Origin of the sequence: Nonomuraea sp. NPDC050478 (assembly GCF_044458265.1) — a bacterium.
Taxonomy (GTDB): domain Bacteria; phylum Actinomycetota; class Actinomycetes; order Streptosporangiales; family Streptosporangiaceae; genus Nonomuraea; species Nonomuraea ferruginea.
This window is the reverse complement of the sequence record NZ_JBITHT010000006.1, coordinates 165776-187841: the sequence shown is the minus strand read 5'-3', so window position 1 is coordinate 187841 and position 22066 is coordinate 165776. Positions and strand designations below refer to the sequence as shown.

Here is a 22066-nt window from a genome sequence, read left to right as displayed (position 1 = left end):
GTCAGTTCCAGTTGCCGAGGACGAGGCGTCCGTCGACGGGGCCGAGGGCGTAGGGGCCGGAGGTGTACCACTTGCCGGCGTAGGAGACGCCGTTCTTCCAGACGTGGTAGCTGAAGGTGCCGTCGGAGTTCTGGTAGGTGGCGACGATGTCGTCCTTGCCATCGCCGTCCACGTCTCCGGAGGCGACGCGGTTGCCGACGTTGGCCATCGTCCAACCGCCGGAGGTGTAGTCAGAGGCGCGGCCGAAAGCCGATCCCGTAGAAGACCACCGATAGATGGTCATCGACCCGTCGCCGTCGTCACGCATCATGGCGGGCTCTGCCCTGCCGTCACCCGTGAGATCGGCGACGACCAGGCGTCCATCGACGGGGCCGAGGGCGTAAGGGCCGGAGGTGTACCACTTACCGGCGTAGGAGACGCCGTTCTTCCACACGTGGTAGCTGAAGGTCCCGTCGGAGTTCTGGTACGTGGCGACGATGTCGTCCTTGCCATCTCCATCGACGTCACCGGAGGCTACCCGGTCCCCGACATTGGACATCGTCCAACCGCCGGAGGTGTAGTCAGAGGCGCGGCCGAAAGCCGATCCGCTGGAGGTCCACCGGTAGATCGTCATCGATCCGTCGCCGTCGTCACGCATCATCGCCGGTTCTGCCTTGCCGTCACCGTTGAAGTCGGCGACGACCAGGCGTCCATCGACCGGACCCAGCGCGTAAGGCCCGGAGGTGTACCACTTGCCGGCGTAGGACACCCCGTTCTTCCACACGTGGTAGCTGAAGGTCCCGTCGGAGTTCTGATACGCGGCGACGACATCGTCCTTGCCGTCCCCGTCGACATCACCGGAGGCCACCCGGTCGCCGACATTGGACATGGTCCAGCCGCCGGAGGTGTAGTCGGAGGCGCGGCCGAAGGCTGATCCGCTGGAGGTCCACCGGTAGATGGTCATGGACCCGTCGCCGTCGTCGCGCATCATCGCCGGTTCCTCGGTCCCGCCTCCTCCGCCGATGTTGTCGTAGCGGATGGGCGTGTAGAGGCCGGCGTAGCTGGCGGACCAGGTGCGCTCGATGGTGCCCGAGCTGCCGGTCTGCTCGATGACGACCGGCTGCGTGTGGGCGCCGTCCGCCCATCGGACGAACAACGCCACATGATTCTCGGAAGTGTTGCCGGTGTGCCGCAGGAGCGCGTCGCCCGGCTGCAGGGAGCTGCGGGAGATCTGGAACGCCCGGTCCATCAGGTTGCCGGTCCAGAAGGCGCTCCCGGAGCCGCCGAGCCCCCACGCCATCGAGACGAATCCGGAGCAGTCGGTGCGGTAGTCGCCGTACGAGTTGCGATAGCACCTCACCTGGCTGTAGGGGACGCCGCCCACGGCCAGCCAGCTGCGCGCCCGAGTGATCACCTGGTTGCGGGTCAGGGCTTTGTCGGCGCCGTTGTTGTCGCAGGGGACCGGGGTGGTCGACACCGCGTACGACCGTATCGCGCCGTCCGACGGCAGACCCGGGTACTCGGGCAGCGGCGGGTCGCCGGGCGGGGGCTCCTGCTGGACCGGCGAGACGGCCGATGCCGGCGTCGCCGCGAACGGGCCGACGATGCCCAAAGGTAAGAGCATGGCCATGGCGGCCAGTCTGGTTAAGCGTCGCATTGTCGATTCCTCCTGGAATGAGTGCAGATGCGGTTGGTTCTGGGGCTACCAGTTGCCGAGGACGAGGCGTCCGTCCACGGGGCCGAGGGAGTAAGGGCCGGAGGTGTACCACTTGCCGGCGTAAGAGACGCCGTTCTTCCAGACGTGGTAGCTGAAGGTGCCGTCCGAGTTCTGGTACGTGGCGACGACGTCGTCCTTGCCGTCCCCGTCGACGTCGCCGGAGGCGACGCGGTTGCCGACGTTGGACATGGTCCAGCCGCCGGAGGTGTAGTCGGAGGCGCGGCCGAAGGCTGATCCGCTGGAGGTCCACCGGTAGATGGTCATCGATCCGTCGCCGTCGTCGCGCATCATGGCGGGCTCTGCCTTGCCGTCACCCGTGAGATCGGCGACGACCAGGCGTCCGTCGACAGGGCCGAGTGCGTAAGGGCCGGAGGTGTACCACTTGCCGGCGTAGGAGACGCCGTTCTTCCAGACGTGGTAGCTGAAGGTCCCGTCCGAGTTCTGGTACGTGGCGACGATGTCGTCCTTGCCGTCACCGTCCACGTCACCGGAGGCCACCCGGTCCCCGACGTTGGACATGGTCCAGCCGCCGGAGGTGTAGTCGGAGGCGCGGCCGAAAGCCGATCCGCTGGAGGTCCACCGGTAGATCGTCATCGATCCGTCGCCGTCGTCGCGCATCATCGCCGGTTCTGCCTTGCCGTCACCGTTGAAGTCGGCGACGACCAGGCGTCCACCGACCGGACCCAGGGCGTAAGGCCCGGAGGTGTACCACTTACCGGCGTAGGACACCCCGTTCTTCCACACGTGGTAGCTGAAGGTCCCGTCGGAGTTCTGGTACGCGGCGACCACGTCGTCCTTGCCGTCACCGTCGACATCCCCGGAAGCCACCCGATCCCCGGTGTTGGACATCGTCCAACCGCCGGAGGTGTAGTCGGAGGCGCGGCCGAAAGCCGATCCGCTGGAGGTCCACCGGTAGATCGTCATGGACCCGTCGCCGTCGTCACGCATCATCGCCGGAGCGTCGAGTCCGGGGGACGAACAGTTGCGGCTGGTGACGTTGCGCCAGGTCTGGCCGTTCGACCCGCCGTAGGTCACACCGTTGAAGGTGGGCCTGACCCGTTCGGAGCCCGCGGTTCCCCAGCTGGCCGAACCGCTTCCGTCGGCGTCGTAGCCGAGCTCGAAGTGCAGGTGCGGATGCCCGTTGGAGGTGGGGCCGGTCTTGCCGACCCGGCCGATCGTCGTGCCCATGCTCACCCTGGCGCCGACGGAGACGGCGCGGGACTCCAGGTGGAGGTAGGTGGTGAAGTAGCCGCCGCCGTGGTTGATCTGGATGACGTTGCCGGCGTTGCTGTGGTAGAAGGACTGGTTCACCGTCCCGGCGGCGGGGGCGACCAACGTGGCGCCGTCGGTGCCGTGCTGGTCGGGTTCCTTGACCATGTCGAGCGCGGGGGCGTGCGCCCACGTGTCCAGCCGCCACTGCTGGCCGCACGGGAAGGGCAGGTGCAGGTTGGGGGCCGCCAGGGCGGGGCTCGCCGTGGTGACCATGCCTAAGGCGATGAGCGTGCCGGTGATGGCGACGCGTAAGACAGCGGACTGGGACACGAGATCCTCCGGGGAAGCATCGATCGGATGTCGACAGACTCCCGGCGGGCCCTGCAAATCCGCTGTAACTTCCCTCCAGACGACGCCACAGCCCCGTGAACGAGGAACGGCGCCTACCGTGAGGCGGTACGACCGTGCCGATCGAGAGGCCGCGAACTCACAGCGCGTCGGTCGTGGCGTACGTGGCGTGGTGTGCCCCGGCGCTGAAGGCCCAGTAGCGGTCGCCGTAGGACCAGTGCCACCACTCGGTCGGGTAGTTGACGAACCCGGCGGAGGTCATGGCCGCGGACAGGAGCCGGCGGTTCTCTCTCGCCTCCGGGGAGATGTCCGCCGAGGCGGTGTAACAGGCCTCGTCGCTCTCCGGCGGAGTGGCGTTGACCGATGTGCCCATCGGGAGCTCGACGCCGTCGGCGGTGCACAGGGTCAAATCGACGGCGCCGCCCGTGGTGTGCGGGGCCACTTCGGGTGGTGCGACGTACCGGCTGGTCTCGATCCGGGCGCGGCCTTCGTCCCATTCGGGGTGCGCGGCCCGGTGGCGGGCGAGGGCGTCGGCGAAATACCGCCTCTGCAGGGCGGGCGGGCGGTAGCCCTCGACGATCAGCAGGCGTAGCCCGCGGGGCAGCCGGGTCTGCGCCGCGACCAGCCGGTCGGCCACGCTCACCCGTACGTGTGCGAAGGCGCCGGCCGGGTCGGCCAGCCTCAGGTCAAGCTGGAGCGCCTCCACGGTGCGGAGATCCAGCAGGGGTTCTCCGCACTCCCTCACCGATGTCTCGGCGATTCGCTTGTCCGATAGAAGCACTATCTCAGTCATGCAAGCCTTCGTGATGGACCGTCGGCGCTCCGCGTGAGACGCCAGGTCACCATGGTGCGGCCAGGTGCTCCAAAAGCGCTGTAGCGGCGTTACAGATCATTACAGCGAGCGGGATTCGCCGTACTCGCGGGCGCCGTACAGCTGGAAGACCTCCACGGCCTCCGACCGGATGGTCTCGGCGGTCGCGTCGTCGCCGAGGGCCTGGTGGACCAGGGCGAGGTCACGCAGGGTACGGGCGCGGAACAGGGCGATGTTCAGCGTTTCCCACAGCCGCAGCGACTCCTCCAGGTGGCTCTTGGCCTGGTAGAGCCGCCCTTCGGCCAGATAGAGCTCGCCCAGGGTGCGCAGGGTGCAGGCCTCGCCCCAGCGGTCGCTGAGAGTGCGGGTGGTGACCAGCGCCTCCTCCAGCGGTTCGCGGGCCTCGTCGTATCTCTCCAGCCGCACGCGGGTCTTGGCCAGGGAACGATGGCAGTAGGCCACCATGAGACGGTCCCCGAGGTCCTCGAAGATCGCCAGCGCCCGTTCGCACAGAGCCTCCGAGCTGTCGAGCTCGCCTCGCGCGCGGTGGTACAGCGACATGCTGCGCAGCGTCAGCCCCTCACCGCGGCGGTTCTCGCCTTGCTGGTAGAGCGTTAGCGCGGCGGTGAGACAGGCCCACGACGCGGCGTAGTCTCCCCGTTCGAGGTGGACCGTGCCCATCAGCCGCTTGATGTGCGCGACGGCCGCCGAGTCGGCGAGGTCGTCCCACAGCTCCTCCGCCTTGCCGAGGAAGTGCAGGGCCTCAGGAAGATATCCCTGCTCGCGGCAGGCGGCGCCGAGTGCCGCGAGGGTGGTGCCCTCGCCCCTGGTGTCCTTGGCGGCGCGGAACAACGGCAGGGCCTGGCTGAGATACTCGCGCGACTCGGCGAAGGAGTCGCGTTCGTAGGAGAGCTGGCCGAGCCCGGCGAGCAGCTTCGCCTCGCCGAGCGTGTTGTCCATCCGCCGCGCCACGGCGAGGGCGGCCTGGTGCGTCCGGTGCCAGGCCGCGAACGGGTTGTCGAAGAGATACTGGCTGCCCTCGAAGGCCACGGCGGACAACGCGGAGGCCAGTTCGACGGCGATCTCGTCGAGGTCCATCGCCGCCGCGAGCTCGACGGCGACGATCAGCGACTCCTCCTCTCTGCGGAACCAGGCGTGCGGGTCGGCGAGCACCGCGCGCACCACCTCGGCGTCGACCGGGTGGGTCAGCCCGGTCGTGGCCCGCATCGGGATCATGCCCGTGGGCAGGGCCTCGCTCAGCTGCTCGACCAGCCACAGCCACCCGCCCAGCACCCGGGTGACCACGGCCGCGCACGCCTCCTCCGTCTCCTCGGCCGCCGCGCGCTCCTTGGCGAACAGCCGGGTGAGGTCATGCAGCCGGTAGCGGACCTGGCCCGTCGGATCCGCGTCCACGAGGTCGACGAGGGAGGCGTCGACCAGCTGCTCCAGCGCCTGTTCGGCGACGTCGAGGCTCGCCTCCATGGCGGAGGCGGCCACCCAGACGGTGAAGTGCGGCATCCCGAGCAGGCCGAGCCGGCGCAGCGCGGTCTTGGCCAGCGGCGGCAGCAGCTGGTAACTCAGGCCGATGCTGGCGCGTACCGCCTGGTCCCCGACGGCGAGCTCGTCCAGCCTGCGGTGCTCGTCGTCCAGCCGGTCGGCCAGCCGGGCCACCGACCACTGGCGGCGCGACGCGAGTCGCGCCCCGGCGACGCGCAGGGCGAGAGGCAGGCCACCGCACTGGTTCACCAGGCGCCAGGCCGCGTCCGACTCGCTGGCGATCCGTTCGGGACCGTTGATCCGTGACAGCAGTTCGAACGCGGACTCCCGCGGCAGCAGGCCCAGATCGACGAACGCCGCGCCGGCCAGCCCGGCGAGCCGGTTGCGCGAGGTGATGATCACCGCGCATCCCCTGCCGCCCGGCAGGAGCGGTCTCACCTGGCTCTCGGACACCGCGTCGTCCAGCACGATCAGCTTCTGCCGGCTGGCCAGCAGCGTGCGGTAGCGGGCGGCGCGCTCCTCCAGAGCGGCGGGTATCGGCGTGCCGGGCTGATCGAGCTCGCGCAGGAGCCGCCCCAGCGCCTCCTCCGGGGTGACGGGCGCCTCCGTCGTGCCGCGCAGCTCGACGTAGAGCTGCCCGTCGGGATAGTGGGGGGCGACCTCGTACGCCGTCTGCAGCGCAAGAGCCGACTTCCCGACGCCGCCCTGCCCGGAGATGACGCAGAGCGGCACGGCGTCCGGGCCGGTCAGATATCCGCTCAGCCGGGCCATCTCCTCGGCGCGGCCGGTGAAGTCGGGCACGGGCGAGGGCAGCTGGCGGGGCTGGGCGGCGGCCTTCGCCCTGTGCAGCAGCGTGGTGTCGGATCGCAGGATGGCCGCCTGGGTCTCGCGTAACTCGGGTCCCGGCTCGATGCCCAGCTCCTCGATCAGGACCTGCCTGCCGTGCTGGTACATCGCCAGGGCGTCGGCCTGCCTGCCCGAGCGATAGAGCGCCACCATGAGGTCGCGGCGCAGGCGCTCGCGTCCCGGATACAGGGCGACCAGCTCTGTCAGCTCCTCGATGAGCTGCTGGTCCTGGCCCGCTCCGAGATCGGCGGCGACCCGTTCCTCGATGACCGCCAGCCTGAGCTCCTCCAGCCGGTCCGCCTCGGCGCGGAGGAAGGAGTCGCCGATGCCGCCGAGCGCCGTCCCGCGCCAGAGTGACAGCGCGGCCCGGAAGGAGGCCGACGCCTCCCGGTGGTGGCCCTTACGCGCGGCGCTGCGCCCCTCGGCGAGATGCTGCTCGAACACGTCCTTGTCCAGAGTGCGCGGGGGGATCTGGGCGAGGTAGCCGACGCGGTGGGACATGATGACGGGCGGCAGCCCCGCGGCCGCGAACGCCCGGCGCAGCGAGGCCACATAGGTGTGCAGGATCCCCTTCGCGGTGGCCGGCGGGTCCTCCGCCCAGATCGCCTCGACCAGCCGCTCGCTGGTGACCACCCTGCCCGGTTCGAGGAGGAGCGCCACGAGCAGCGTCCGGGGCTTGGTCCCCCCGAGAGACACCTGGCGCCTGTCGTTCCAGACTTCAACGGGCCCGAGCAGCCGAAATTCCATCGAGCTCTCCCAGCTTCGTGACTGACCGCAGCCGTTCAGAGGTCCGCACCGTGCCATGTGGCAGGCGAGGGCGGGAAGATCGAGGTGCGCCACCCATGCTGTCACAAACCTTCTCGTACGCTCACGGAATGCGTCGCGGGCCGGGCACCCGCGTCCAGAGCCGGCGGATCGAGCAGGTCAGCGATGCTGACGGACCCGGAAAAATCTGTCAACAGCAAAAGTCATCAAAGCGGAATCGTCTGATATGACGATCTTGATCATTATTTTCTGATCTTGGTCCGCATAGGTTGCAGGCGCCGGCAAGTAATGATCACCGCTCCGGCATGACCTCTTACGGGGCTCGACACAGGAGATTTCATGATCCGTTCCCTGGGCAAGCTGGGTGACCGGCTGCTCGACAAGCTGCTGCCCAAGACCTCCGCGGCCGCGGACACCTGCTGGGACGAGACGAAGTTCGTCGGCTACACCATCCGCAGGACGTGCTGCATCGCCGCTGGTTACACGGCCTGCACCCCCTGGCGCTGATCGAGGTCCTCGCCGAGTGATCGTCATGCGGTACGTGCGCCGGTCGGCTTCGCGCCGGCCGGCGCCGATGGTCGTCACCCGCCTCGCAGTCGCCGGCCGAGCGGTGATCACGTGAGGGACCCCGAAGGTCCCGCCGGGGTCTCCCTGTTCCGCCGCGGATGGGTGGCGGTCGAGCTGGCGTGGCGGGCGCAGCCGGCCGCCTTGACGGGCTCGCTGGCGACGGTGCTGCTCATGGGGGCGGCACCGGTGGTGACCGCGTGGCTGACCAAGCTGGTTCTCGACAGGCTGGCGGACGGCGGGGGCCAGGGCGTCCTCCTCCCGCTCGCGGCCGCACTCGGAGTGGCGGGCCTGGCCCTGGTCGTCCTGCCGCACGTCTCCGACTACCTCAAGGGACAGCTGCACCGGGGGCTGCAGACGCTGATCTACGACCGGCTGTTCCAGGCCGTCAACGCCGACCCCGGGCTCAGCCGCTTCGAGAACCCCGCCTTCCACGACGAGCTGCGGCTGGCCCATGAGGCCGGCCAGAACGCTCCGCAGCAGATCGTCGGCTCGTCCCTGGCGATCTGCCAGGGCATCCTGACGCTGTTCGGGTTCGTCGTCACGCTGACCGTGCTCAGCCCGGTCATGGTCGTCGTCGTCATCGCCGCCGCCCTGCCGTCGGCCCGGGTCCAGCTCGCGCTGAGCCGCCGCAGGGCCCGCATGATGTGGGGCATCAGCTCCAACACGCGCCGCCAGCTCTTCTACGGCTCCCTTCTCACCAGCCCCGACGCGGCCAAGGAGGTGCGGCTGTTCGGGCTGGGCGACTTCCTGCGCGGCCGGATGCTCACGGAGCTCGGGACGGTCAACGAGGCCGAGCGGGATCTGGACCGTCGGACGCTGCACAGCCAGGGGCTGCTGTCCCTGCTGGGCGCCGCCGTCGCGGCCGGCGGCCTGATCTGGGCCGTGCTCGCCGCCGCCGCGGGAGGTCTGAGCGTCGGGGACGTCTCGGTGTTCGTCGCCGCCGTCGCCGGGGTGCAGACGGCCCTGACCGCGATCGTCAGCCAGTGGGCGGGCGCGCACAACGCCCTGCTGATGTTCGGGCACTACATCGGCGTCGTCCGGGCCGGGCCCGGTCTCCCGGTGGCCCCGGAGCCCGCCGCGCTGCCCCCGCTGCGAACGGGCATCGAACTGCGTGACGTGTGGTTCCGCTACGACGACGAGCACCCCTGGGTGCTGCGCGGCGTGGACCTCTTCATCCCGCACGGCCAGGCCGTCGCCCTCGTCGGCCTGAACGGGGCGGGCAAGAGCACCCTGGTCAAACTGCTGTGCCGGCTGTACGACCCGGTCCGCGGCTCCATCCACTGGGACGGCGTGGACCTGCGTGAGGTGCACCCGGACGACCTGCGCGCCCGGGTCGGCGCGGTGTTCCAGGACTACATGGCGTACGACCTCACCGCCGGCGAGAACATCATGCTGGGCGACCTGGCCGCGGGCGCCGATCCGGAGCCCGTCCGGGCCGCCGCCCGGCGCGCCGGGATCCACGACACGCTCGACACGCTGCCCAGGGGCTACGACACGCTGCTCAGCCGGATCTTCTTCGGCGACGACGAGCGCCAGGCGGGGGTGACCCTGTCGGGCGGGCAGTGGCAGCGGCTGGCGCTGGCCCGCGCCCTGATGCGCCACCGGCGGGATCTGCTCATCCTCGACGAGCCGAGCTCCGGCCTGGACGCGGAGGCCGAGCACGCCGTCCACCTGGGACTGCGCCGGCATCGGGCGGGCCGGACCAGCGTCCTGATCTCACACCGGCTGGGAGCCCTGCGGGACGCGGACCTCATCGTCGTGCTGAGCGACGGGAGGATCGCCGAACGCGGTTCCCACGGCGAGCTCATGGAGATGGAAGGGACGTACGCGCGGCTGTTCGGCCTGCAGGCCAGCGGCTACGAGCCCACGCCGGACCCCTCAGCGGGGGAGAGCCTGCGCACGACCACGCCCAGCACCCGGTCGGCCGGGAGATAGCCCCAGTTCCGCGAGTCCGCGCTCGCCAGGCCGTCGCCGATGACGACCAGCCGCCCCTCGGGGACCAGCGCTCCCTCGGGGGCGTTCACCGCGTGCGTGACCTTCGGCGGCACCGGATCGCCGGGCAGCGCGGCCACCCGCTTGATGAGCCACTTCGAGTCCTTCGGGGCGGACAGCGGGCCGGTGCGCCACCGGCCTTCCAGCGCCGATTCGAAGACCACAACCTGACCCCGCCTGAGTCTCGAACCGGCCACGCGGCGGATGAGCACACGATCTCCGGAGCGGTACACCGGGAGCATGCTCGGCCCCGTCACCTGGACGATCACCAACCGGCGCCGGGCGACGGCGAGACCGCCGGCGATCACCGCCGACAAGATCACTAAGTACCACACGCGCTCACCCTACGTGCCGCACCCCCGCGTGGCGCCACACGAAAGGTTGGCGGATCGGCCATGTCACCCCGTGTTACGCTCGCCGCACAGAAAGCCATAGAGGGGCGCGGCCAGCGTCACTTCCATGATGGGGGAGGGGACATGAACGACAGTTACGCGACAGCGGGCGCGAAGCAGAGGGTCGTGATCGAGGTCGCCGAGGAGCACCTCGGCACGGTCGACGACGTCCGCGCCGCACTGCGCCGGCACATCGACGACATCGCCGACGAGCGGCTCGCATGCGCACGGGGGATCCAGATCCTGCTCATGTGCTGAGCCACATGCCGGCGATCCAGCGAGACGATCTCACCGCGGACGAGACTTCGCGCGAGAACGCCCGCGTCAATCTCGGACTGGCACTCGAGGCGTACCCCTTGTGGGTGGAACGGCTGACCTGCCGAGACCTGAAGCGGGCGTTCCTGGCGGAGTGCTCGGCCGCGGTCCCCCATTATCGGAACCTCTTCCAGGGCGCGGTGCGGGATCTGGACCGGTTCCCGGTCATCGATCGGGCCGACCACGACGACAGGCGCCTCGACTTCATCAGCACCGACTTCGAGGATCCTCGCGGCGAGTTCCTCCGGATCTCCACGAACGGCACCTTCGGCCGGACCCTTCGCGTCGCCTGGGACCTGCCGAGCTTCTTCGATCTCAACCACGCGAGCTACCTGCGCTTCTCGACGGTGCTGCCCGCCTTCTTCTCGTCCCTGGTCCCGGGCGAACCCTCGGTCTTCGTGATCTCCGACTCACCGCGCGATCTCCGTACCTCGGTCGTGATGCCCGCCCTGGACGGCGCGATCCTGCGGAGGCTGATCCTGGGCCGCGACGAGATGACCGACGTCGCGCTCGTCGAGCACCTCCGCCGCGCACGGATCGCCCTGCTGCACGCCAAGCCCTCGGTGCTGCTGGATCTCATCGAGCTGGACGGCGCGCACGACGGAGGCGGGCGCATCGCCCCGGCCTACGTGGTGTGCAGCGGCGAGAACCTCTACCCCGACGACCGCGCGCGCATCGAGGCCGGGCTCGGATGCTCTGTGCTCGACGCGTACGCCGCCAGCGAGGCGGGCCTGATCGCGTACGAGTGCCGGCATCGCACCGGCATGCACGTGGTGACGGATCATCTGACGGTCGAGGTGGAGGCGGGCGACGGAAGCCTCGGCCCGACGGGGACGGGGCAGTTGCTGATCACCAACGCGCTCAACTGGCGCCACGCCTTCATCCGCTACCGCATCGGCGACAGGGCGACGGTGACCTCGGGCGAGTGCGGCTGCGGCCACGACGGCCAGACCATCGTCGCCATGCCCGGACGCGAGCGGGCCGCCTACGGGGACGGCACCGGCTCGATCACCGCCGAGGAGATCGGCGCGGCGGTCGCGGCGGCCGATCCTCCGGTGAAGCAGTTCCAGGTCGCGCCGGGCGAGGACCATCGGATCGTGATCTCCTGGGTGGGCCGGCCCGGCGGTGACACCGCCCTGGCCGCGGTCTTGCGCGGGCGCTTCCCCGGCGCCAGGTTCGAGCTCGTCAACGTCCCGGCCATCAACCTGCCGGGCGGCAAGCTCCGGCGGTTCCTGTGAGCTCAACCGGTGAGAACCACCACGTGCGCCGACGCCCGGTCGAGCTGTGAGGCGAAGGCCCGCAGGCCCACCAGACCGGCCGCGCCCGCCGGGGACACGCGGAGACCGGCGTGCCTGAACATGCCGTCACTGGCCAGGACCAGTTGTTCGTCCGTCGCGTCGCAGAAGTGGCCCCCCGTGCCCAGGACCGCGTCCATCGCCTCGCGGGCGTGGAACGAGGACCAGTTGACGAGCGGCTCGTTCACCTCCGTCTCCAGCAGCCGCGCTGCGTCGAGCTCGACCAGGCGGCCGCTGGCGAGGCTCGCCGTCAGGGCGGTGTTCCCGGCGCTTCCCACCACGCCGATGCGCACCTCGACGCCGTGGTGCCGGAGCCGGGCGTGCAGCCCGGCCGCGCACGTGCCGTTGCCGACGGGCAGCCAGATCGACCCCAGCGGCACCGGGCACTGCGCCATCAGCTCGTCGACGATCGCCCCGTACGCCAGGATCGCGATCCTCCCCCCACGGCCGACGGGGTTGGCGTCGAACAGCCGGCGCTTCCTGGCGAAGCTCCGGCTGGCCCTGACCGCCGCCTCGTAGTTGTCCCCCTGGGCGATCACCACGGCTCCGAGGCCGGTCATCTCTTCTGAGCGGGTGTGGTGGTACCGGATCGGCACGAAAACCGTGCACGGCAGTCCGCGCGCGCGGCTCGCCCGGCTCAGGGCCACCCCGAGGTTGCCGCAGCTGCCGGCCGTGACGCCGGCCGCTCCGTCGCGGATCGCGGCGAGCACCAGCCCGCCCGCGATCCTGTCCTTGTGCGTCCCCGTCGGGTTCCCCATCTCGCACTTGGCATAGACGTGGGGCAGGCGCAGCCGCTCCTCCAGGCAGGGCAGCCGGATCAGCGCCGTCTCCCGCCTATCCTCCATCGGGATTCCGTACGAGACCCGCCCCGAGATAGGCGAGCAGGTCGGGATGTCCTCCGTCACCCCAGGACGGCGTCGTGTTGACGTCGATCAGGTAGAGATCGCCGTTATCGTCGCTGACCAGGTCGAAAGCTCCGTACTCCACCCGCGCGGTGTCCGAGACGCGGGCGGAGATCGCCGCGGCGCCGGCGACGTCCGCCGGGAGCGCCGCCGGGCGGCCGGCGTCGGACGTCTTCAGGTAGTAGCTCTCGCGCGTGATGCCCACCGGCATCTTCTTGAAGACCGCCGAGTCGTGCACCCGCGACACGACCATGGCCTCACCCGCGAGATAGACACGATGGAAACGATGGGCCGCATTGGTGATGTACCGCTCGACGACCCAGTGCGGCGAGGCCCAGATGGCTGGGGGAACTTCGTCGCGCCTCATCACCCGATATTCGCCCTCCGCTCTGGAGGACGGCATGTCGTGCGGTGCCTCGTATCCGAGCATTCGCCGCTGCGGAAGCGTCAGTTCGCATTCTCGAACGCCGTGGTAGTTGCAGTTCGTTTTGACCAGCAGCGGTTCGCCGGGATCGCCCTGGCGGGGTGCCGTGGCCGTGGCGACCCCGGCCCGGGCGCAGGCTCGTTGGACGGCGCGCTTCGAGATGTCGGTGATCCCGGCGTTTCGAACCGTGACGCCGCGGGCCCGCAGTTCTCCGACGAGTTTTTCCCGGTCGAACGGCACCCGGGCGGAAAGCGTCAGGTTGATATGGAACACGAATAACCGGCAGCCGGCCGGTATTCGTGAAAGCACATCCTGGAATCCCTCTCCGAGGCCGGCGGTGATGCGGCGCGCGCCCGGAAGAACGGCCGGAAGCAGGAACCCCTTCCAGGCCCTGTGTTCGTAGACGGTCACCTGGTCGAAGCTCCGCATATCGCAGTATCGACACACGTCTTCGCGCACGTCAAGCGACATGAACCGATCTGGCGGGGCCGTCGTCAATGGCCGGGCCGTTCGGATGATCTCGGAGCGGCGCGGCCACGGAAATGACTGCTTGTTGGCCGGATAGGGCTGTGATAGTAGTGGTTCAGCCATGTTCCGCCCGCGGCGGATGGTCCCGAAAGACATTTCAGCACCGAGGCCCCGTCGAGGTGGCCGGTATTAGCTGAGGGGGCGTCGGCACATGGACCGGATATGCGGCGATCTGGCGCCATGAAGTTTCCCCGGGCTCCTTATCCGGAACAGGTGTCCTACCAGGTCGGCCTCGACAAGATCCAAGAGGCCGTGATCAGTTCGCATTTCATGCACGAACTCGCCGGCGATCCGCGGCTCGAACTCTACGACGAGGACCGGTTCGTCGCGAAGACGCTGCATATCGACGCCGAGGCCGTCCACGACCGGCTGATTCCCGCCCTGCGTGAAGCCTGCGACGTCTTCTCCGGGCATCGGGCCGCCGCCGCACGGTCGAGGGCGCGCGATAATTACCAGGATTACGGGCTGGCCGATCCACGCCAGGTCGGAACAGCTCAGGTCATCACGGAAGTCATGTTCGACCGGCAGTATCGCGCCGAGCCGTTGCGGAGCTGCTCCAGAGAGCTGCTGTGTGGCACTGTGGCGGAGCGGGTCGAGGCCGGTTCTCCCATCGAGATGGTCATTCCGGCGCTGCCGTTCAAATTCTCCTCACCACTCAAGACCCGCGGCCGGCTGCCCGACCTGGCCGAGCTCAATTTCCTCCTCGGTCTCAACGAGATCGTGTCGACGGTCGAGCAGATCTATCGGGCGGCGAGACCTGATCTCCAAGGGCCTCTGGCGCGATTCACGGTCGTTTCCGACGGGAGCCGCTACAACAAGCTCGTGAACGAGCCGGACAGCGTCGTCGAGCGCTACTGGAATCGTCTGGGCGTCTGGGTCGAACGGTTACGGCTCGACGAGCACATCACCATCCTCGACTACCGGTCGCTGCTCCGGGACTCGATGCCGGCCGGTGACCGGCGGCGGAAAAGCGCGATCGCCGCCGGAGCGCGCACGGAGTACGGCCGGGTGCTGTGGTCGGTATTCGATCCGAACGACATGGTGTCCGCCATGACCATGGCCGCCCGGGTCGAGCCCGATCCGGAATACGCCAATGCCGAGGGCCGGTTCGTCTCCCTGCTGAAATCCCTGATCTACACGATCAAATACGACTCGCTCACCATGTTCGACCCCCTGCCGGCCGATGCCCGCCACGCTCTCTACCGCGACCTGACAGCGCACATCTTCGAACCGTATGTGGCGATCCCGCCCGACGAACTCGCCGGCGTCCGCATCGACGCCCGCGCGGGGCTCGCGCCGACGGATCGGGTGAAGGAGTGCCTGAGGCAGATGATGCTGAGGGAGTCCTGGGGCTGTGCGATCGACTACATGGCCGAGATCAAGAGCGACCGGGAGCTCGCGGAAGATCCCATCTTGACCTGTCTGCCAGGCCATCTTCGCTGGACCATCCACGCGAAGGCGGGCCAGCTGGCGTTGTCGACGCCGATCGCCGCCGGGATCAGGGTCCAGGCGTGGGCGGGGGCAGCGGTGTTCAAGCTCACCAGGAGGAAGGACGTCAAGCTCTGCACCCTTCCGGTCCTCGCCCTGGAGGGAGCCGGCGCCATCCCGGTGCGCGTGCGCGGCGTGGACGACGCGCTGGCCCTGGCCGGTCAGCCTCTCTTCTACATCTACCCGGACGTCACGTTCGCCGACATGGACGACTTCCTCGCCGTCGTCCGGAGGTCACTCGTACGCAGGAGGACGAACTAGCGTGTCGAACCGCCCGGGCAAGAGGGCGATCTTCTTCGTCTACGACAGGGGCACCGGCATCGGGCATCTGAGAAGACTCGGTTGCCTGGCCAGAAGGCTCCAAGGGCGTCTTTCGTGCCTCATCGTCACCGGTCACCGGTCAGCGGCGCACTGGTTCGTGCCGGAGGAGTGCGAGTACGTCCACCTGCCGAGCTGGGACAGCCTCCTGGAGGACAAGGCGCGTTACTGGGACCGGCGGCCGTTCGTCGTCCTGGACGAAGCCGGCGCCGTCCGGCTGCGGAAGGCGATCCTGACGGCGGTCGTGGAGGCGTTCGAGCCCGACGTCATCTTCGTCGACCATCTTCCGCTGGGCGCGGGGGAGGAGCTCGCGGAGGTCATCGAGGACACGCGATGCCTCAAGTACCTGGTGACGAGAGGCGTGCTGAACGAGACCGCGAACCTGCGCCGGCTGGTCTTCGGCGGGAAGGCCGGCCGGTATCTGGACGCGTACTATCACCGGATCCTGGTCGCCACCGATCGCAAGGTCTTCGACTTCGCGGCGCAGTACAACCTCGGGCCCGCGATCCGCGGGAAGACGGTCCACACCGGTTATGTCGCGGACGGCGTGCCGCACGACACGGTCAAGACAGTCCGCGAGGACCGCGGCCTGAAGGACGGCGACCTCTGGGTGGTCGCCTCGGCCGGCGGCGGCCAGCTCGGCGAGCCGCTGATCGAGAGCTGTCTGGAGCTCGTCCGCGCGTACCCGGACGTCACCTTCGACATCGTCCGGGGGCCCCGGTCGAACATCGCCTGGCCGCGGCGGCACCGCGACCTCGTCGAAACAGGCAACCTGCGCCTCCACAAGGAGACCCACGAGATGCCCTTTCTCCACGCCGGCGCGGACCTGGTGATCTCCTCGGGCGGCTACAACTCGCTCCTGGAGGCGCTGCAGGGGAACGCCCGCATTCTCTGCTTCCCGTTCTGGAGGGATCGGCGCGATGAGCAATACCGTCATGCGGCCCGGTTGCGGCAGTTCGTGGACCTCGAGGTGTCGCTCGACCTCTCCGAACTGCCGGGGATGTTCGCCCGGGCCATCGGCTCGATCGGCCGTGGCGTACCCGATCGGCGTGCGGAGCTGGACTTCGACGGCGCCGGCGCCATCGAGCGCATCGTCCACCGGGACCTCGGGCTGACCGCCTGAGCGGGCTCGACGTACAGGCAGGGGAGTCGCCATGGAGTTTCCGAACGTCGGCGTCATCGGTGCGGGGACCATCGGGACCGAGGTCGCGCAGTGCCTCGCCCAGGCCGGGCACCGGGTGGTCCTGGTGGACGTCGAGACCGGGATCCTGGACCGGGCGCGGTCGGCCATCGGCGAGAACCTGAGGTACGCGTCCCTGTTCGATGCCGGGGTGCGCGAGGCCAGCCATGCCGGCATCCTGTCGCGGATCGACTGCACGACCGACTACGGCCTCCTGGCCGACATCGACCTCGTCGTGGACAACAGCACGGAGAGCCGGCCGATCAAGGAGGAGGTCTTCACCCGGCTCGACCGGATCTGCCCGCCGGACCGCATCCTGGCGGCCAACACCTCCGCGATCTCGATCACCCGCCTGGCCGGCGCGACGCGGCGGCCCGACCGCGTCATCGGGGTGCACTTCATGAACCCCGTCTTCCGGAAGCCCGTCGTGGAGGTCGTCAAGGGCTGGCACACCAGCGACGCGACCGTGGAGGCGGTCCAGGGCTTCCTCGGCGGGCTGGGCAAGCGGGGGGTCGTCACCAACGACATGCCAGGCTTCGTGTCCAACCGCGTTCTCATGCTGGCCATCAACGAAGCGATCAGCGTCGTGCACGACAGGGTCGCCACCCCGGCCGACGTCGACGAGATCTTCGTCAAGTGCCTGGCCCACGAGATGGGACCGCTGGCGACCGCCGACCTGATCGGCCTGGACACGGTCCTCCGTACGCTCGACGTACTGAACGAGAGCTACGGGGACGGCAGGTTCCGCGCGTGCCCGCTGCTGAGGCAGATGGTCGACGCGGGCCTGCGCGGACGGAAGTCAGGCAAGGGCTTCTTCGACTACTCCGGACAGCAGGGGCTCCGATGGACGTGAAAGCCAGGGTCAGAAGCTACCTCAGACAGGCGATCATGGAGGAGGTCGGAGACGGGGACGACCTGTTCGAGCTGGGGCTCGTCAACTCCCTGTTCGCCCTGCAGCTCGTCCAGTTCGTCGAGAACGAGTTCTCGATCAAGGCGGAGCGGGAAGATCTGGACATCGTCAACTTCTCCTCGATCGATGCTCTGACGGCGTTCGTCCTGAGGAAGACGCAGCCGCCACCCGGGCCCGGCCATGCGGCTGACTGACGTCCAGGCCGGGTGGCGCGACAGGGCGCGGCGGTTCGCCGCCGAGCGGATCGCCCCGCTGGCGGACCAGATCGACCGGCAGCAGGCCACTCCCGCTTCCGTCCTGGCCGCGATGCGCGAGGAGGGCTACCTGGGGGCCGCCCTGCCCGCGCGGTGGGGCGGCGGTGAGCTCGATCCGGTCAGCTACGGCCTGGTCACCGAGGAGATCGGCAAAGCGTGCTCGTCCGTGCGCAGCCTGATGACGGTGCACAACATGGCGGCGCAGGCGCTCACCGCGCTGGGCGACCGGCATCAGCGGCAGCGATGGCTGCCGGAGCTCTGCACCGGCCGCAAGATCATCGCCTTCGCGCTGAGCGAGCCCGGCGCCGGCAGCGCGACCCGGGCGATCGGGACGCGGGCGGTGGAGGTGGGCGACGGCTACCTGGTCACCGGCACGAAGAAGTGGATCACTTTCGGGCAGATCGCCGACCTGTTCCTGGTCTTCGCGCACTGCGAACGCGAGCCGGTCGCGCTCGTGGTGGACCGGCACAGTGACGGCCTCACCGTGACACCGGTCACGGACATCTTCGGCACCCGGGGGTCGATGCCGGCCGAGGTCCGGCTGGACGACGTCCGGGTCCCGAGATCGCACCAGGTGGGGCCCACGGGCGCGGGACTCGGCTTCGTCGCCAACCTGGCGCTCGACCACGGGCGGTTCTCGGTCGCCTGGGGGAGCACCGGAATCATCCAGGGATGCCTGGACGCCTGCGTCTCGTACACCGGGCAGCGCACCCAGGGGGACCGCACGCTGAAAGACCACCAGCTCGTCCGCCGGCACCTCACCGACATGCTGGTCGCGCACACCGCCGCCCAGGCGGTCTGCTACCGGAGCGCATGCCTGCGGGAGACGGGCGACCCGCGCGCCGTCATGGAGACCGCGCTGGCGAAGTACCACGCGGCCGAGGCGGCGATCCGGGTCGCCAACGACGCGGTCCACCTCCACGGGGCGAACGGCTGCACCACGGACTACCCGGTCGCCCGGTATCTGCGTGACGCCACCGTCATGGGGATCGTCGAGGGGACCCACGAGATCCACCAGGTGACCCTCGCGGACTACGCCTTCCAGCGGCCGTACCTGCGATGACGGCGACGGAGTGTGAGCATGCGGGCTGAGCGGCAGGGGCCGGGCATCAAGTGCGTCGTCTGGGACCTCGACGACACGTTGTGGCAGGGCACCCTGCTCGAAGGCGACGACCTGGTCCTCGCGCCCGGCGTCAGATCCGTCGTCGGCGAGCTCGACGACCGAGGCATCCTGCAGTCCGTCGCCAGCAAGAACGACCACGACCTGGCGTGGGCGAAGGTCACCGAGTTCGGTCTCGCCGAGTTCTTCCTGCATCCGCAGATCGGCTGGGCCGACAAGTCGGCGTCGATCAGGATCATCGCCCGCGAGCTCGGCATCGGCCTGGACACCCTCGCCCTCGTCGACGATCAGGCGTTCGAACGGGACGAGGTGCGGTACGCCCTGCCTCAGGTGAGCGTGATCGACGCCGCCGACCTCGGCGGGTTGCTGGACATGCCCCGGATGCGACCCCGGTTCGTCACCGACGAGTCGAGGAGGCGGCGGCAGATGTGCCAGGCCGACATCCAGCGCAACCGGGCCGAGAACGAGTCCCCGGGCAGCCGCGAGAAGTTCCTGGAGACGCTCGGCATGCGCATGACGATCCGCCCGGCCGGGGAGCTCGACCTGCGCCGGGCGGAGGAACTCACGCTGAGGACCAGCCAGCTCAACACGACCGGCCGCCACTACGCGTACGAGGAGCTGAACGATCTCAAGGACTCGCCCGATCACCTCCTGCTGGTCGCCGAGCTGGAAGATCGGTACGGGTCCAGCGGGACCGTCGGCCTGGCGCTGGTCGAGCGGGGTCCGGACGCCTGGCTGGTGAAGTTGCTCGTCATGTCCTGCCGCGTCATCACCCGCGGAGTGGGCGGGATCATGCTGAGCCACATCGTGCGGTCGGCCCGGCGCCAGGGCGTCCGGCTGCGGGCGGACTTCGTGGCCAACGAACGCAATCGCATGATGTACCTGACCTACAGGTTCCACGGATTCCGGGAAGTGGCCGCGTCGGGCGACGTGGTGCTGCTGGACCACGACCCGGGCGTCGTCCGTCCGTTCCCGCACTACGTCGAGGTCAGGACCAGTCAGCGAGGGAGGGGAGGCGGATGAGATTCGCCCGGCCCGGCACGTTCTCCGGGCCCCGCGTCGTGCTGGAGCCGTTGGCGATGCGGCATCGGGAGCCGTTGCGGGCCGCCGCCGGCGACGACCAGAGCATCTGGACGTACTTCACCACCGTACGAGGGTCCGACTTCGACGACTGGTTCGACTACTCCGTCGAACGGAACGCGAAGGGGGAGCTCTACCCGTTCGCGGTCCGGCGCCGGGCGGACGACAGGATCGTCGGATCGACGCGGTACTACGACATGGCTCCCGAGCACCGCCGCCTCGCCCTCGGCTCGACGTGGTACACGGGCAGCGCCCGGGGAACGCTCATCAATTCGGAGGTCAGGCTGCTGACGTTGACGTACGCCTTCGAAAGGTTGTCGGTCAACCGGGTGGAGCTGATCACCGACCCGTACAACCTGAGTTCGAGGGCCGCCATGAAGATTCTGGGAGCCGTGCAGGAAGGCGTGATCCGTCAGCACATGATCTACGACGACGGCCGGGTCAGGGATTCCGTCCTCTACAGCATTATCCGGTGTGAATGGCCCGGAGTAAGGGACAGGCTGTTGCGGAAGCTCGGTTATACCGAGGACATGATAAGCGTCGGGACTTCCCCGGCGGGTGACCCGTTTACACGGGTCACCCGCCGGTATAACTTCCCGGCTGTAGGAAAGTCCCGCCTCGGGAGGCCCCATGGGTGAGCTCGACGACTTTCGCGCGGACACCCTCGCCCGCCAGACCGAGGCGATGAGAGCGCTGTTCTCGGGAGACCAGGCGCCGTTCATGAGCATGTGGTCGACGCGGGACCCGCTGAGCCTCTTCGGCGCCTGGGGGTCGTGCACCACGGGATCCGCCGAGCTCAACCGGGTCTACCACTGGGTGGGGTCGAGGTTCTCCCGGTGCGGTGACCTCAGCTTCGACGTGGAGGTCGTCGACATCGTCGGCGACCTCGCCTACACCGTGGGGTGCGAACGCTTCACCGCGTCCGTGGACGGGCGGCCCGCCGAGCCGATGACGATCCGGGTCACCCACGTCTACCGGCGTGAGGACGGCACGTGGAAGATCGTGCACCGGCACGGCGACTGGGCCCCCGTCGACGAGGGCCCGCCCCCGCCATGACACCGCCCAGCCTCGACGATTTCCGGACCTTGGCAAGGGAGCGGTTGCCGGCCGGCGTCTTCGACTACATCGACGGCGGCGCCTGCGACGAGATCACCAGCCGGGCCAACCGCCGCGACCTGGACGGGATCCGGCTGCTGCCCCTGTGCCTGCGTGACGTCGCCGACCTCGACCTGCGGACCGGCCTGCTGGGGCATTCGTTCGGCTTTCCCGTCGGGTTCAGCCCGACGGCCTTTCACCGGCTCGTCCACGAGAGCGGGGAGGTCTCGGCCGCGAGAGCCGCGAAGGCCCTGGACATCCCGATGATCGTGAGCTCGATGTCCAGTGTCGCGATGGAGGACGTCGCCAGGGATTCCGGCAACGAGCACCTCTGGTTCCAGACGTACATCTTCAAGGACAGGGCGCTCACGAAGGAGCTGATTCAGCGGGCCGAAGGCTCGGGATACAAGGCGATCGTCCTGACCGTGGGATGTCCGGTCACCGGAAGGCGCTACAGGAACGTCCGCAACCGGTTCGCCCTCCCGGCGGACGTGGTCGCCGCCAATTTCGCGCGGCGGAACGTGGTCGTGCACGACAACCCCATCCACTCGGTCGGCGCGGACCTCGATCCCGCGCTGACGTGGAGCGACGTCGAGTGGTTGCGCGGACAGACCGCGCTGCCCGTCGTGCTCAAGGGCATCATGAACCCGCTCGACGTCCCGCCGGCCCTGGACCTGGAGGTGGCCGCGCTCATCCTGTCCAACCACGGGGGCAGGCAACTGGACACGACGGAGTCGACCATCAGGATGCTTCCCGAGATCGCCGCGGCCGTCGGGAAGCGCACCGGCCTGCTGATCGACAGCGGATTCCGGCGGGGCACCGACGTCCTCAAGGCGATCGCCCTGGGAGCCGACGGCGTCCTGCTCGGCAGGCCGGTGATGTGGGCGCTGGCGGCCGGCGGGGAGCGAGGGGTCGTCGACGCGGTCGGCCTCCTGGTCGAGGAGCTGCGCATCGCGATGCGGATCGCCGGCTGCCGCAGCATCGGCGAGATCAGGGCGAACGGGTCGGCCGTCGTCCGCGTGTGAGGCGTG

The 22066-nt window shown here is 69.2% G+C and carries 20 protein-coding genes; 13 read left to right on the top strand and 7 right to left on the bottom strand.

All coding sequences use genetic code 11. The annotated features are described in order from the left end of the window. Position 1 precedes the first annotated feature (1 nt). From ACIBF7_RS29930 to ACIBF7_RS29915, 4 genes are all read right to left on the bottom strand, one after another. Positions 2-1636 (bottom strand): FG-GAP-like repeat-containing protein, encoded by a 1635-nt coding sequence (locus ACIBF7_RS29930; RefSeq protein WP_397198668.1) that lies wholly within the window; start codon positions 1634-1636, stop codon positions 2-4. A 45-nt stretch (positions 1637-1681) separates the two neighbouring features. After that, complete coding sequence (locus tag ACIBF7_RS29925) at positions 1682-3238, bottom strand: M23 family metallopeptidase (protein WP_271278776.1); 1557 nt, start codon at positions 3236-3238, stop codon at positions 1682-1684. Positions 3239-3395: 157 nt separating this feature from the next. Further along, positions 3396-4049, bottom strand: coding sequence for a M15 family metallopeptidase (locus tag ACIBF7_RS29920; RefSeq protein WP_148029802.1), 654 nt, complete (start codon positions 4047-4049; stop codon positions 3396-3398). Positions 4050-4148: 99 nt separating this feature from the next. Then, positions 4149-7157 (bottom strand): BTAD domain-containing putative transcriptional regulator, encoded by a 3009-nt coding sequence (locus ACIBF7_RS29915; protein WP_397198667.1) that lies wholly within the window; start codon positions 7155-7157, stop codon positions 4149-4151. Between the two features lie 357 nt (positions 7158-7514). Here ACIBF7_RS29915 and ACIBF7_RS29910 point away from each other — a divergent pair, with 357 nt between their 5' ends. Next, complete coding sequence (locus ACIBF7_RS29910; protein WP_187280998.1) at positions 7515-7682, top strand: hypothetical protein; 168 nt, start codon at positions 7515-7517, stop codon at positions 7680-7682. Between the two features lie 111 nt (positions 7683-7793). After that, on the top strand, positions 7794-9677 hold the full coding sequence (locus ACIBF7_RS29905; RefSeq protein ID WP_397198666.1) for an ABC transporter ATP-binding protein: 1884 nt from the start codon (positions 7794-7796) through the stop codon (positions 9675-9677). Here the strand turns inward: ACIBF7_RS29905 and ACIBF7_RS29900 are convergent. Next, a complete protein-coding gene (locus ACIBF7_RS29900; RefSeq protein WP_397198665.1) occupies positions 9599-10069 on the bottom strand; it encodes a S26 family signal peptidase in 471 nt (156 codons plus the stop codon). The genes ACIBF7_RS29905 and ACIBF7_RS29900 overlap by 79 nt on opposite strands. 141 nt (positions 10070-10210) lie before the next feature. Here ACIBF7_RS29900 and ACIBF7_RS29895 point away from each other — a divergent pair, with 141 nt between their 5' ends. Together ACIBF7_RS29895 and ACIBF7_RS29890 are read left to right on the top strand one after the other, a co-directional pair. Continuing rightward, positions 10211-10384, top strand: coding sequence for a hypothetical protein (locus ACIBF7_RS29895; RefSeq protein WP_187280999.1), 174 nt, complete (start codon positions 10211-10213; stop codon positions 10382-10384). A gap of 5 nt (positions 10385-10389) precedes the next feature. Beyond that, positions 10390-11679 (top strand): hypothetical protein, encoded by a 1290-nt coding sequence (locus ACIBF7_RS29890; protein ID WP_271278781.1) that lies wholly within the window; start codon positions 10390-10392, stop codon positions 11677-11679. 2 nt (positions 11680-11681) lie between these two features. Here the strand turns inward: ACIBF7_RS29890 and ACIBF7_RS29885 are convergent, their stop codons facing one another. Together ACIBF7_RS29885 and ACIBF7_RS29880 are read right to left on the bottom strand one after the other, a co-directional pair. Continuing rightward, on the bottom strand, positions 11682-12581 hold the full coding sequence (locus ACIBF7_RS29885) for a pyridoxal-phosphate dependent enzyme (protein ID WP_397198664.1): 900 nt from the start codon (positions 12579-12581) through the stop codon (positions 11682-11684). Next, positions 12571-13533, bottom strand: a complete 963-nt coding sequence (locus ACIBF7_RS29880; protein ID WP_397198663.1) for a hypothetical protein — start codon at positions 13531-13533, stop codon at positions 12571-12573. Before ACIBF7_RS29880 ends, ACIBF7_RS29885 begins: the two co-directional genes overlap by 11 nt. Before the next feature lie 270 nt (positions 13534-13803). Between ACIBF7_RS29880 and ACIBF7_RS29875 the strand changes: the two genes are divergently transcribed. Genes ACIBF7_RS29875 through ACIBF7_RS29835 form a run of 9 tightly spaced genes read left to right on the top strand, consistent with a single transcriptional unit; the run spans position 13804 to position 22060 of the window. Further along, positions 13804-15339 (top strand): L-tyrosine/L-tryptophan isonitrile synthase family protein, encoded by a 1536-nt coding sequence (locus tag ACIBF7_RS29875; protein ID WP_397198662.1) that lies wholly within the window; start codon positions 13804-13806, stop codon positions 15337-15339. A gap of 1 nt (position 15340) precedes the next feature. Next, positions 15341-16519: a hypothetical protein gene (locus ACIBF7_RS29870; RefSeq protein ID WP_397198661.1), complete on the top strand. Its 1179-nt coding sequence runs from the start codon at positions 15341-15343 to the stop codon at positions 16517-16519. Positions 16520-16550: 31 nt separating this feature from the next. Further along, positions 16551-17429 carry a 3-hydroxyacyl-CoA dehydrogenase family protein gene (locus ACIBF7_RS29865; protein WP_219547955.1) on the top strand — a complete coding sequence of 293 codons (879 nt, stop codon included), beginning with the start codon at positions 16551-16553 and terminating at the stop codon, positions 17427-17429. Positions 17430-17464: 35 nt separating this feature from the next. Then, positions 17465-17680, top strand: a complete 216-nt coding sequence (locus tag ACIBF7_RS29860) for a phosphopantetheine-binding protein (RefSeq protein ID WP_219547957.1) — start codon at positions 17465-17467, stop codon at positions 17678-17680. After that, a complete protein-coding gene (locus tag ACIBF7_RS29855) occupies positions 17667-18803 on the top strand; it encodes an acyl-CoA dehydrogenase family protein (RefSeq protein WP_397198660.1) in 1137 nt (378 codons plus the stop codon). Before ACIBF7_RS29860 ends, ACIBF7_RS29855 begins: the two co-directional genes overlap by 14 nt. An 18-nt stretch (positions 18804-18821) precedes the next feature. Next, on the top strand, positions 18822-19883 hold the full coding sequence (locus tag ACIBF7_RS29850) for an HAD-IIIC family phosphatase (RefSeq protein ID WP_397198659.1): 1062 nt from the start codon (positions 18822-18824) through the stop codon (positions 19881-19883). Further along, on the top strand, positions 19880-20578 hold the full coding sequence (locus tag ACIBF7_RS29845; protein ID WP_397198658.1) for a GNAT family N-acetyltransferase: 699 nt from the start codon (positions 19880-19882) through the stop codon (positions 20576-20578). The genes ACIBF7_RS29850 and ACIBF7_RS29845 overlap by 4 nt, the downstream gene beginning before the upstream one ends. Then, positions 20571-20996: a nuclear transport factor 2 family protein gene (locus ACIBF7_RS29840; RefSeq protein ID WP_219547965.1), complete on the top strand. Its 426-nt coding sequence runs from the start codon at positions 20571-20573 to the stop codon at positions 20994-20996. Before ACIBF7_RS29845 ends, ACIBF7_RS29840 begins: the two co-directional genes overlap by 8 nt. After that, positions 20993-22060 carry an alpha-hydroxy acid oxidase gene (locus ACIBF7_RS29835; protein WP_397198657.1) on the top strand — a complete coding sequence of 356 codons (1068 nt, stop codon included), beginning with the start codon at positions 20993-20995 and terminating at the stop codon, positions 22058-22060. The genes ACIBF7_RS29840 and ACIBF7_RS29835 overlap by 4 nt, the downstream gene beginning before the upstream one ends. Positions 22061-22066 lie beyond the last annotated feature (6 nt).